The organism is Bacteroides muris (ex Fokt et al. 2023) (assembly GCF_024704895.1).
Classification (GTDB): Bacteria; Bacteroidota; Bacteroidia; order Bacteroidales; family Bacteroidaceae; genus Bacteroides; species Bacteroides muris.
The window spans coordinates 92,254-103,412 of record NZ_JAMZEE010000012.1 but is presented as its reverse complement, the minus strand read 5'-3'; the positions used below and the strand labels follow the sequence as shown (position 1 = coordinate 103,412).

Below are 11,159 nucleotides of genomic sequence, written 5' to 3'. Positions count from 1 at the left end.
AACGATATGAAATACCGCTACATTCTGATGAAAGGGGAAGCGGACGGGGGCTGCCTTGATTTGCTGGAAACGAATTTTAGTAGGGAACGGGATAACGCTTTCATCCAAAACCTGACTGATTCGGTGACGGATTTTGAATTCCGCAGCAGGAAGCAGGCGGAAGCGTTGGAACGTGCAAGGCTGCTCAATGAACAAGCCGAGCGGTTGAAAAAGGAAGCCAACCGACTGGGTAAGCCATAAACCGGGAAAACAAAGGATACAAACTGTAAATGTTAAAGCCCGCACAATATGTGGAGAAAAGTGCAGTGCATCTTCGTGGTGTACTGCACTTTTTCTATATTTGTGGATAGTCTAATTTGAAAAGCAAAAATCCCCAATCCGCTGGATTGTTTGGATGATGATTAGGCAATGATTTAATAGTGAATAGGAACTGCACCTGAGGGGGAGGCGTTTGCTAAAGTAAATATGCTTGACAGATACTATTATAAAGACATTAGCAACAATCAAATCATTATCGTTATTATGGACATCTAAAGTAAAAAAGATATTCCTATAATGATTAAAGCAATAGATGCAAATATGTATCTATTGCTTTTTGTAGAAAACATTGCTCCTATACAAGAGATAGATACAGCAAATTGCATACATTTTAAACTTAACTCTGTAGTCTTAAATATACACATAGACAAAAAAGATAATGCCAAAACAAATAGTATAGCATTCAATATATACTTCAGTTTCATATTACTTTGATTTACATTGACCTTATTAACAGTAGCATATAAATTGTCATCCTATCCCAATAACCAATCCTATGTAAGAGAACAAGGTGAATCTCTTTTCCTTGTATTTCAGCCCATAGACCAGCTCGATAATAGCACATAAAGGAATATTAGATGAATCTGCATTTTCCCCTTTGTTTACAAGGTATTTATATGTTCTTTCATCCTTTCTTTGTTCAATTTGCGAATCTCACGGTTCTCTTTGTTCTGTTATAGCATACATTTATGCAACTTAATGTTCCATGATTCAGTTTAATCTATTTTCTCTAATTCAATCGTAGCTACTTTCTCTTTATCTGGACTAATTTCATTCTGTATAATGGTTATATGTTTTTGGGTATAGCTTTTGATAATCCAAGGGGCTCCACCCAAATATAAAGCATTGCTATTAAATGTGATATATTTCCCTTCTATTGTATAAGTAATATCAATTTCATCGTAACCTTCCCAATTTACTTTCCCTTTCTGAGTATCTACAAATTGCATACCGACCCCCATATTTTGTACTGTCCAAGCCTCACAATGCCCTGTTCCACGCCATGAAGTCTGATAAAGTGCTTCGGGGGTTAATTCATTTGTCTGTTCATTATCATCATCGCAGTTTATAAAACAGAATGTACAGAGGAATAGCATAAGTATTCCAAGAATTTCTTTTGTTTTCATATTCTCTTTTTTATTTTTTGTTTAACTCATTCAATCTTTATTTTGTTTCTTCGTTGAACCAACCAAAGATAAGACAAAGATAAAAAAAAGAATCCTTTGGCAGATTAAGATACTCTTGGAATATTGTTATGAATGTAAATTTCTAAACCTATGTTTATTTTTTGTTGTCAAGACTTTGCTTGCGTCTGATTCGGCTCATGTGTACGGGTGTAATTTTAAGGTAGGATGCTATTTCTTTTAGTGATACCATTTGAAGGATTGCAGGGCATTTTTTTAAAAGTTGGAGGTAACGCTCTTCCGGTGTGAATCTGAATAAATCCAAATAACGTGAATATGATTGGAAAAACATCTGTTCGGCTGCGATACGGGCTATCCGTTGGCTTTCTTTGTTCTCCTCGAATTTTTGCTGTAAGAATGCAGAAGAACAGATGTAAATCTCGCACGGGATTATTGCCTGTATATTCAATTCTGATTTCATGCCATATAAGCAAGTGGGGTAATCGCCTATAAATTCATTTGGAAAGGAAAAACCGACATTATACGGCTTGTTTTCTGTCCGGTTGGTACAACTGTATTTGACTACACCTGACAAGATAAACCCGAAGAAAGAACATGCATCATCTTCATGGAGAATAAACTCATTCTTTTTATAATGTCGTAACTCTCCATGTTTTAGACACAATTCTTTAAAAAAATCTATGTCTATATTGCTCATATATGAATTAAATTCAGTCATCATTTACTTGTCATTGGTGCAAATGTATAAAAAATGCCTGAAATATGCTTGATAGTACTTAACTACATTGTTTAAATATTCAAAAAAGTATGTAACATAACATGTTTGTTATATTTTTAAGTTCAAAGGTTTAGTACGTTTCTTTGTCTGTATATCCAAAACGAACTAAACTTATTTAGACAGCAAATTATATATGCTGGCGAAAAAAGAAAAACAGAGTTTCTTTCTCTTTTTGCCAGTATCATGTCTATTTTTCACTGAAAAACGAGAGAAAACAGATATAAAAACATCTCCTACCACATTTACCCCTTAACAACAAATATCCTTTTCTGTTTTCTTATAATCACTCTATTTGTATGCAAATTGTATGCTTTAAAAATATTAATATTGATGTGTTTTATACTATAATTAACTGATATTCAGTATTAAATAAATAAATGTTGGTACGGATTAATCACCACCAACCGCAACAAGTTTATACTTGGGCCGAGTGGTAGCGGGAAGTCTTTCTTCACCAACCACATGGTGCGCCAGTATTACGAGCAGGGTGCGCACGTGCTGCTGGTCGATACGGGTAACAGCTACTTGGGGCTGTCCCAGCTAATCCACAACCGCACGCACGGCGAGGACGGGATTTATTTCACCTACACCAACGAGAACCCGATAGCGTTCAACCCGTTCTATGTCGAAGACGGGGTATTTGACATCGAGAAGAAAGAGAGTATCAAGACCCTGATACTCACCCTGTGGAAGCGGGACGATGAAGCCCCCAAGCGGTCGGAAGAAGTGGCGTTGTCCAATGCGGTAAGTGCCTATATCGAACTGATAGGCAATGACCGTTCGGTAACGCCCTGTTTCAACACGTTCTACGAGTTTGTCCGGGATGATTACCGCCGACAGCTTGAACAGAAAAACGTCAGGGAAAAGGATTTTGACATTGACAATTTCCTGAACGTGCTTGAACCGTACTATCGTGGCGGTGAATACGACTACCTGCTGAACTCCGACAAGGAACTGGATTTACTGCATAAACGCTTCATTGTCTTTGAATTGGACAACATCAAAGACCACAAGATTTTATTCCCGATAACGACTATCATCATTATGGAAGCCTTTATAAACAAGATGCGCAAGTTAAAGGGGATAAGGAAGTTAATACTAATTGAAGAAGCGTGGAAAGCGATTGCATCGGCGAATATGGCGGACTACATAAAATATTTGTACAAAACCGTCAGGAAGTATTTCGGGGAAGCGATTGTGGTAACGCAGGAAGTGGAAGATATTATTTCCTCGCCCATAGTGAAAGAGAGTATCATCAATAACTCGGACTGCAAAATCTTGTTAGACCAGCGAAAATACCTGAACAAGTTCGACAGCATACAAAACCTCTTGGGACTGACCGACAAGGAGCGTTCGCAAATATTGTCTATCAACATGGCGAACCACCCCGGACGGAAGTACAAGGAAGTTTTCTTCTCGCTGGGCGGCACGCAGTCGGCGGTATATGCCACGGAAGTTTCGCTGGAAGAATATTACACGTTCACGACAGAGGAAAGCGAGAAAATGGAACTGTTCGCCCTCGCCGAGAAGCTGGGCGGCAACCTTGAACTGGCTATCAAACGGCTTGCCGAAAGCAAACGCAATCCCCAATCATCAACAACTTAAAATAAGGAAACATGAAACAGATAAATAGACTGTTTCCCATGCTGCTATGCGCCTGCCTGTCATTGGCTGGCTGCACTGGCAGTGGGGAAAAACAACTGGAAAAGATGCGTGGTGAATGGGTACACGTCAAGGGACACCCGGCTTTCACGCTCTCGGAAACGGGCGGCAAATACACCGTCACCCGGAAAGCGAATATCAGGGGCAAGATACTGGAAACCGCCTATCAAGTGTCGGAACAGGACGGAAAACTGTTTATCGAAACTGGCTTTGCCATACTGCTGACGTATGATAAAGGGCGTGACCGGATAACCCTTTCACCCGGTGGCGAATACAAGCGAGTTACAAACCCTAAAAACAGAACAAGATGAAGAAAACAATTCTCCTTATAGCGGTATGCCTTTGCTTCATCGGCAAGGCATCCGCACAGTGGGTGGTGTCAGATCCCGGCAACTTGGCACAGGGTATCATCAACACCACCAAGCAGATAGTGCAGACTTCCACCACTGCCAAGAACACGCTGGACGGCTTCATGGAAGCGCAGAAGATTTTCCAGCAGGGTAAAAAATATTACGATGCGCTCAAAGCGGTGCATGACGTGGTTAAGGGCGGTGTCAAGGTAGGAAAATCTATCGAACTGGTGGCGGAAATCTCCGAAATCTACGTGCGCAACTTCCAAAACATGCTGGCAGACCCGAATTTCACGCCTGACGAACTTTCCGCAATATCGTTCGGCTATGCCAAACTGATGTCGGAAAGCTCGGACGTGTTGCAGGACTTGAAAAATGTAGTGAACATCACGGGTATGTCGCTGACGGATGCCGAACGGCTGGCTATTATTGATAATGCCTACCGAAGCCTATTGAATTACCGTAACCTCGTGAACTACTACACCCGCAAGAACATATCCGTGTCCTACCTGCGGGCAAAGAAGAAGAACGACACCGACCGGGTGCTGGCTCTCTACGGCTCGGCGGATGAACGCTACTGGTAACATATAAATCGGTATGCCTATGTTATTAGCAGCAGTGGATTTTGACAACCTGCACCAAGTGTTGCGGGTGCTGTACGATGAAATGATGCCCTTGTGCAGCAACATGACGGGGGTAGCGAAAGGGATAGCCGGGCTGGGAGCTTTGTTCTATGTAGCCGCCAAAGTGTGGCAGTCGCTCGCACGTGCCGAACCCATAGACGTGTACCCGCTCCTGCGCCCCTTTGCGCTGGGGCTGTGCATCATGTTCTTTCCCACGTTTGTGCTGGGGACTATCAACACGGTGCTGTCGCCAGTGGTGAAAGGGTGCAACCAGCTTATGGAAACGCAGACTTTCGACATGAACGAGTACCGGGCGCAGAAAGACCGACTGGAATATGAAGCCCTGATGCGAAGCCCCGAAACGGCTTACCTCGCATCGGACGAGGAATTTGACCGACAACTGGAAGAACTGGGCTGGTCGCCCTCCGACATGGTGACTATGACGGGTATGTACATGGACAGGGCGGCGTACAATATCAAGAAGTCCGTCCGGGACTGGTTCAGGGAGTTGCTGGAAATGCTCTTTCAGGCGGCGGGGCTGATTATAGACACGTTGCGCACGTTCTTCCTGATTGTGCTTTCGATACTGGGTCCGCTGGCGTTTGCGATTTCCGTCTATGACGGTTTCCAAAGCACACTGACCCAGTGGATTTCACGCTATATCTCCATTTACCTGTGGTTGCCCGTGTCCGACCTGTTCAGCAGCGTGCTGGCACGCATACAAACGCTGATGCTCCAAAAGGACATTCAGGAACTTTCAGACCCGAATTTCATCCCGGACGGGAGCAGCACCGTGTATGTAATCTTTATGATTATCGGCATCGTGGGCTACTTCACCATTCCAACGGTGGCAAGCTGGATAGTGTCGGCTGGCGGCACGTCCGCCTATAACCGCAACGTGGCACGGGCTGGGTCAATCGCCGGGGCTGCGGTCGGTGCGGCAAGCGGGAAAGTAACCGGGAAACTACTCAAATAACCAACATCAAAATTTAATATATGGAATTTAAGTCATTAACGAACATCGAAACGAGTTTCCGGCAAATCCGGCTCTTTGCGCTGGTATTCATCTGCCTGTGCGCACTGGTGACAGGCTTTGCCGTGTGGAACTCGTACAGCTTCGCCGAAAAGCAGCGGCAGAAGATATACGTCCTCGACAACGGCAAAAGCCTGATGCTGGCACTCTCGCAGGATTTATCACAGAACAGACCCGTGGAAGCCAAATCGCACGTGCGGCGTTTCCACGAGCTTTTCTTCACGCTCTCGCCCGACAAGGGGGCTATCGAAAGCAACATCAAACGCTCGCTGTTCCTCGCCGACAAGACCGCTTTCAACTATTACAAGGACTTGGCGGAAAAGGGCTACTACAACCGGGTAATTTCCGGAAACGTCACGCAGACGGTGGAGATTGACAGCGTGAAGTGTGACTTCGACCAGTACCCCTACAAGGTGAACACGTATGCCCGCCAGTTGATTGTCCGGGAAAGCAGCCTGACGGTGCGAAGCCTTGTGACTTCGTGCCGCCTACTCAACGCCACACGGAGCGACAACAACCCGCACGGCTTCATCATCGAAGCGTTCACCATTACCGAGAACAAGGATTTGCAAACCGTTAAGAGGTAGCCTTATGGAGAGAAAACGAAACTACATCGAAAAGGTGCAGGACTGGGCGGACGACCGACTGCGCCGGATGTGCGGACGGATTACGCCGGGCAAAAGGCTGGCGGTTATCCTCGTGATGTTCTTCTTTTTCGGCGGCTTGTCTATCTACATCACCGTTTCATCAATCTACAATATCGGGAAACGGGACGGCAGGCGGCTGCAAATAGAACATATCAGACAACTGCCATTGCAAGGCAATGACACAATCAACAGTATCAACCCCTTAAACAGACCGGAATATGGACGAAGTACAGAAAAATGAGAACGGCACGACCGTACCGCAGGCGGACGGGAAGCCGAAAAAGGAAGATAAACCCAAACGGGAACTGACACCCCAACAGGTACAGCAGCGCAGGAAAATGATAGTCTTCCCGCTGATGTTCCTTGCCTTTGCCGGGTGCATGTACCTGATATTCGCCCCCTCCGGCAAAGAGGACGTGAACATGGAAAGCGTGGTCGGCTTCAATGCCGACATACCCCTGCCCGCAGAGGACGGAATTATAGCCGACAAGCAAAAGGCATACGAGCAGGCGATGATAAGCCGCAAACAGCAGGACAAGATACAATCCTTGCAGGACTTCGGTTTCACGCTGGACGATGAAACGGAAGAACCGCAAGCGGAAATCGACCTGATGCCGGAAGATGATGCGAAGCTACAAAGGGGCGGCGGTGCTTCTTATTCGGCAAACGCTTACCGGGACATCAACCGCCAGTTAAGCACGTTCTACGAAACCCCGGCTGTGGACGAGGAAAAAGAGGACTTGAAGCGGCAGGTGGCGGAACTGACAGACCGACTGCAACAACAGCAGAACGCCACGCCTACGGCTGACGACCAAATGGCACTCTTGGAAAAGTCCTACGAACTGGCGGCAAAATACATGAATGAGGGCGGGCAGAACGGGCAAACGGCACAAGTGCCTGTTGTCGGGACTGTCACGCAAAAGCCGCAAGCCCAGCCCGTGCAGGCAATCCGGGAAACGACCGTATCGGGATTGCAGCAGCCCATGAGCAATGCCGACTTCATCCGGGCTTACAGCCAGCCACGAAACTACGGCTTCAACACGGCGGTAGGAACAGGCTACGCTATGGGAAAGAACACGGTAGCCGCCTGCATACACCAAGACCAAACCCTGACGGACGGGCAGGCGGTGAAACTCCGGCTGCTCGAACCCATGCAGGCGGGAAATATCGTTGTACCGAAGAATACCCTTGTGGCGGGGACGGCAAAGGTGCAGGGCGAACGGCTCGACATACTGGTGTCCTCGATTGAGTATGCGGGCAACATCATCCCGGTGGAACTCGCCGTGTTCGACACGGACGGACAAAAAGGGCTGTCCGTTCCGTCCTCAATGGAGCAGGAAGCGTTCAACGAAGCTATGGCGAATATCGGAAGCGGACTGGGTACAAGCATTTCCTTTGCACGGAGTGCCGGACAGCAGGTGGCTATGGACGTGACAAGGGGCTTGCTGCAAGGCACGTCCGGCTACCTCGCCAAGAAGTTCCGAACCGTGAAAGTGAAGTTGAAAGCCGGGTACAAGGTGATGCTTTACGCCAAACAACAATAATTATTTAACCACTAAAATTTCAATTAACGATGAAACAGATTTTTGTAATGTTCGCCCTCTTGCTGGGCGTGTGTGCGGCAAACGCACAAACTGCTGACACCGTGAAGTATGCGGCTGGCAACGACTTGTACCGGGGGATTACCCGGAAACTCCCGTACCGCCAAATGGTTACGCCCTACGGCGTGGAAGTGACCTTTGCCAAGACGGTACACATCATCTTCCCCGCCGCCGTCCGCTACGTGGATTTGGGAAGCAACCACATCATAGCGGGAAAGGCGGACGGTGCGGAAAATGTTATCAGGGTGAAAGCCACGACAGAGGGCTTTCCGGGCGAAACGAACTTCTCCGTTATCTGCGAGGACGGCAGTTTCTTTTCGTTCAATGCCAAGTACGCCCGTGAACCGGAAATGCTCAACATCGAAATGAAAGACTTCTTGGAGAACGAGGACACCAGCGACTTTTCGCATACCCGCATGAACATCTATTTCCGGGAACTGGGTAATGAAAGCCCGCTATTAGTGAAACTGATAATGCAGAGCATCTACAAGAACAATGACCGGAAAGTGCGCCACTTGGGTAGCAAGCGTTTCGGCATACAGTTCTTAATCAAGGGCATTTATACCTATAACGGGATGCTCTACTTGCATACGCAGACGAAGAATAGTTCCAACGTGCCTTTCGATACCGATTTCATCAAGTTTAAGATAGTAGATAAGAAAGTGCCGAAGCGCACGGCTATTCAGGAAACGGTGCTGGATGCGGTACGCAGCTACAACGAGGTGGTAGAAATTGCAGGAAAAAGTACCGTGCGCACGGTGTACGCCCTGCCGAAGTTCACCATCCCGGACGACAAACTGCTGCTGGTGGAGCTTTACGAAAAGAACGGCGGGCGGCATCAGACCATACGGGTGGAAAATGCCGACATCGTGAATGCAGAAGCGATTAACGAACTAAAAATCAAATAGGGATGAAACGGTTTCTATTTATCGGAATACTCTTTGTGCTGTGCCTGCATTTCAACCAGGCACACGCACAAAGATACCTGCCGGGCATGAAAGGCTTGCAGGTCACGGCGGGCATAGCGGACGGGGTGCATTGGAACGCTGGCAGTGATTTCGCCTACCACATTGGGGCGGCGTACAGCGTTTACACCAAGAACGCCAACCGCTGGGTGATTGGCGGCGAATACCTGCACAAGAAGTATGACTACAAGGATATGCAGATACCCGTAGAACAGTTCACCGCAGAGGGCGGCTATTACCTGAAATTCCTTTCGGACAGGCGAAAGACCTTTTTCCTGTCGCTGGGATTGTCAGCTCTCGCCGGGTACGAAACAAGCAACCGAAGCGAAAAGCTCTTGCCGGACGGCTCTACTTTGCTGGATAAGGATTGTTTTGTGTACGGCGGGGCTTTAACGCTGGAACTGGAAGCCTACCTGACCGACCGGATAGCCTTGCTTGTCAGCGCAAGGGAACGGGCGTTGTTCGGCTCGGACATAGGCAAGTTCCACTCGCAGGTATCTTTGGGACTGAAATTCATTATCAACTGACCGCTATATAACAATGTATATGAAGAATGTAATGTATAAAATCATCATGGGCTGCTACATCGTGGCCGCCCTCGTGCTTGTCACCGCCTGTAATGATAACTTGGATATTCAGCAGGCGTACCCGTTCAGCATCGAAACGCTGCCAGTATCCAAAAGGCTGAAAGTCGGGGAAACCGCCGAAATACGCTGCCGACTGGTGCGTGGCGGCTATTACCAGCCGACTACCTATCAGATAAGGTACTTCCAGCCGGACGGCAAGGGGAAATTAGAAATGGATAACGGCACGGTGTTCCTGCCCAATGACCTGTACCCGCTGGAGAATGAAACGTTCCGGCTCTATTACACCTCGGCATCGACCGACCAGCAGACGATAGACATTTATGTGATTGACAGCTTTGGACAGGTGCAGCAACTTTCGCTATCGTTCAATAATGACAACGGCAAGGAAGAAACGGAAACAATAACGACCCCTAAACAATAAAATGACATGGTAAAAATAGAATTGGATATAAAAGGTATCTCGTGGTACATAGAAACCACGTTGGAAACAGATACAGTTCCGGCAGTAGGTGACATCATTATCGTGGATAAGGACTGCATTTCCGCACGTGACAGGGCTGAATTGTGGAAAACGCCGTCCAATCAGGTTTTCAAATGGGCGGACGAAGAAGATGATGCGCCTGTAATGGAATGGTTCGACTGCGACACGGAAATGCTTGTCTATAAACGAACATGGAAATACGACATCGAGGAAGAAGAAACCGTGTGCATACTTGGTGTAAAATTCTTCCAACATGAAGATTTATAGGTTTTATTTCCTTATCGGTTGCATATATACGTGAAAAGCAACGACAGACAGGGGACACCAAATAGGGAATGATACGCAAGGCGTATGTTATGGCAGTCCACCCGCTGACAGTTCGGCGGGTGGACTTTTCATGTTAGGGAACAGGGCGGGTTTCTTTGCCACTTTATTTCCCGGCACTCACGAAAGAAAGTGGCGGCGGCAAACAGCCGCCGTTCTCTATCAACTGGTTTTAAGGCTCTTTATGGACGTGTATTTCTCTAACCACACCTTTACCTGTTCCATGTTGTATTCGCCCGTAATGATTGCCGTATGGTCGTTTATGGCTACAAACCGGACACTCTCGTAGCTATTTACCCAGCCTTGCAGGGAACAGACACCCCACGTTTCCACATCTTCAAAAACACTGCGGTCTATCCGGCTGATTGGCTCGCCGAAAACTACCGTCATTATCTGAAAGTCCGGTTTGTCCTCTAACAGTTGCAAATGGTGCAGCGTGCCGAACTCGTCAGTTTTGCGCCCCCACGCCCACACATCATTATACAAATCATCGCCCCACTGGTGCGGGTGGTCGAAACGGACTTTGACCTCTATGGTGTGTTCGTTTTCTTCTGTGTCCTCGATAACGCCCGTTACCATTAAGCCCGTAAAAATACACTCGCAACGCTTGCCGATAAGCTCCTTGTTTACTTCTGTCGTTTTCAT

General features: G+C 47.0%; 13 protein-coding genes and 2 pseudogenes. 12 read left to right on the top strand and 3 right to left on the bottom strand.

The features are described 5' to 3' along the window. A pseudogene (locus tag M1B78_RS07140) lies at window positions 1-240 on the top strand (hypothetical protein); the annotation flags it as partial. A 794-nt stretch (window positions 241-1,034) separates the two neighbouring features. Here the strand turns inward: M1B78_RS07140 and M1B78_RS07135 are convergent. Continuing rightward, window positions 1,035-1,445, bottom strand: a complete 411-nt coding sequence (locus M1B78_RS07135) for a hypothetical protein (protein WP_007656455.1) — start codon at window positions 1,443-1,445, stop codon at window positions 1,035-1,037. Between the two features lie 154 nt (window positions 1,446-1,599). After that, window positions 1,600-2,181, bottom strand: coding sequence for a Crp/Fnr family transcriptional regulator (locus M1B78_RS07130; RefSeq protein ID WP_007656457.1), 582 nt, complete (start codon window positions 2,179-2,181; stop codon window positions 1,600-1,602). A 453-nt stretch (window positions 2,182-2,634) separates the two neighbouring features. Between M1B78_RS07130 and M1B78_RS07125 the strand changes: the two are divergent. The 11 genes and pseudogenes from M1B78_RS07125 to M1B78_RS07075 form a co-directional block, all read left to right on the top strand. Then, a pseudogene (locus M1B78_RS07125) lies at window positions 2,635-3,846 on the top strand (TraG family conjugative transposon ATPase); the annotation flags it as partial. Window positions 3,847-3,857: 11 nt separating this feature from the next. Beyond that, the gene (locus tag M1B78_RS07120) at window positions 3,858-4,214 is read left to right on the top strand and encodes a DUF3876 domain-containing protein (RefSeq protein WP_215682849.1); all 357 of its coding nucleotides are present in this window, start codon (window positions 3,858-3,860) and stop codon (window positions 4,212-4,214) included. After that, window positions 4,211-4,837 carry a DUF4141 domain-containing protein gene (locus tag M1B78_RS07115; RefSeq protein ID WP_257940265.1) on the top strand — a complete coding sequence of 209 codons (627 nt, stop codon included), beginning with the start codon at window positions 4,211-4,213 and terminating at the stop codon, window positions 4,835-4,837. Before M1B78_RS07120 ends, M1B78_RS07115 begins: the two co-directional genes overlap by 4 nt. A gap of 19 nt (window positions 4,838-4,856) precedes the next feature. After that, entirely contained in the window at window positions 4,857-5,852 is a 996-nt protein-coding gene (gene traJ / locus M1B78_RS07110; protein WP_004326113.1) for a conjugative transposon protein TraJ, read from the top strand. Between the two features lie 20 nt (window positions 5,853-5,872). Continuing rightward, entirely contained in the window at window positions 5,873-6,496 is a 624-nt protein-coding gene (gene traK / locus M1B78_RS07105) for a conjugative transposon protein TraK (protein ID WP_007653041.1), read from the top strand. Between the two features lie 4 nt (window positions 6,497-6,500). After that, window positions 6,501-6,797, top strand: coding sequence for a TraL conjugative transposon family protein (locus tag M1B78_RS07100; RefSeq protein WP_257940264.1), 297 nt, complete (start codon window positions 6,501-6,503; stop codon window positions 6,795-6,797). After that, window positions 6,775-8,100 carry a conjugative transposon protein TraM gene (traM, locus tag M1B78_RS07095; RefSeq protein ID WP_257940263.1) on the top strand — a complete coding sequence of 442 codons (1,326 nt, stop codon included), beginning with the start codon at window positions 6,775-6,777 and terminating at the stop codon, window positions 8,098-8,100. Before M1B78_RS07100 ends, traM begins: the two co-directional genes overlap by 23 nt. Before the next feature lie 29 nt (window positions 8,101-8,129). Further along, window positions 8,130-9,065 carry a conjugative transposon protein TraN gene (traN, locus tag M1B78_RS07090; RefSeq protein ID WP_257940262.1) on the top strand — a complete coding sequence of 312 codons (936 nt, stop codon included), beginning with the start codon at window positions 8,130-8,132 and terminating at the stop codon, window positions 9,063-9,065. Window positions 9,066-9,067: 2 nt separating this feature from the next. Beyond that, on the top strand, window positions 9,068-9,649 hold the full coding sequence (locus M1B78_RS07085) for a conjugal transfer protein TraO (protein ID WP_257940261.1): 582 nt from the start codon (window positions 9,068-9,070) through the stop codon (window positions 9,647-9,649). Between the two features lie 13 nt (window positions 9,650-9,662). Further along, the gene (locus M1B78_RS07080; protein WP_257940260.1) at window positions 9,663-10,130 is read left to right on the top strand and encodes a DUF3872 domain-containing protein; all 468 of its coding nucleotides are present in this window, start codon (window positions 9,663-9,665) and stop codon (window positions 10,128-10,130) included. A 6-nt stretch (window positions 10,131-10,136) separates the two neighbouring features. After that, window positions 10,137-10,457, top strand: a complete 321-nt coding sequence (locus M1B78_RS07075) for a hypothetical protein (RefSeq protein ID WP_010799827.1) — start codon at window positions 10,137-10,139, stop codon at window positions 10,455-10,457. A gap of 219 nt (window positions 10,458-10,676) precedes the next feature. Here the strand turns inward: M1B78_RS07075 and M1B78_RS07070 are convergent, their stop codons facing one another. Continuing rightward, entirely contained in the window at window positions 10,677-11,159 is a 483-nt protein-coding gene (locus M1B78_RS07070; RefSeq protein ID WP_257940259.1) for a DUF7258 domain-containing protein, read from the bottom strand.

Excerpts from the sequence above, each read along its gene's own strand:
- M1B78_RS07075 (WP_010799827.1), top strand. The coding sequence starts at position 10,137 with ATGGTAAAAATAGAATTGGATATAAAAGGTATCTCGTGGTACATAGAA.
- M1B78_RS07115 (WP_257940265.1), top strand. The coding sequence starts at position 4,211 with ATGAAGAAAACAATTCTCCTTATAGCGGTATGCCTTTGCTTCATCGGC.
- M1B78_RS07085 (WP_257940261.1), top strand. The coding sequence starts at position 9,068 with ATGAAACGGTTTCTATTTATCGGAATACTCTTTGTGCTGTGCCTGCAT.
- M1B78_RS07135 (WP_007656455.1), bottom strand. The coding sequence starts at position 1,445 with ATGAAAACAAAAGAAATTCTTGGAATACTTATGCTATTCCTCTGTACA.
- M1B78_RS07070 (WP_257940259.1), bottom strand. The coding sequence starts at position 11,159 with ATGAAAACGACAGAAGTAAACAAGGAGCTTATCGGCAAGCGTTGCGAG.
- M1B78_RS07120 (WP_215682849.1), top strand. The coding sequence starts at position 3,858 with ATGAAACAGATAAATAGACTGTTTCCCATGCTGCTATGCGCCTGCCTG.
- M1B78_RS07100 (WP_257940264.1), top strand. The coding sequence starts at position 6,501 with ATGGAGAGAAAACGAAACTACATCGAAAAGGTGCAGGACTGGGCGGAC.
- traK (WP_007653041.1), top strand. The coding sequence starts at position 5,873 with ATGGAATTTAAGTCATTAACGAACATCGAAACGAGTTTCCGGCAAATC.
- M1B78_RS07080 (WP_257940260.1), top strand. The coding sequence starts at position 9,663 with ATGTATATGAAGAATGTAATGTATAAAATCATCATGGGCTGCTACATC.
- M1B78_RS07130 (WP_007656457.1), bottom strand. The coding sequence starts at position 2,181 with ATGACTGAATTTAATTCATATATGAGCAATATAGACATAGATTTTTTT.
- traJ (WP_004326113.1), top strand. The coding sequence starts at position 4,857 with ATGTTATTAGCAGCAGTGGATTTTGACAACCTGCACCAAGTGTTGCGG.
- traM (WP_257940263.1), top strand. The coding sequence starts at position 6,775 with ATGGACGAAGTACAGAAAAATGAGAACGGCACGACCGTACCGCAGGCG.
- traN (WP_257940262.1), top strand. The coding sequence starts at position 8,130 with ATGAAACAGATTTTTGTAATGTTCGCCCTCTTGCTGGGCGTGTGTGCG.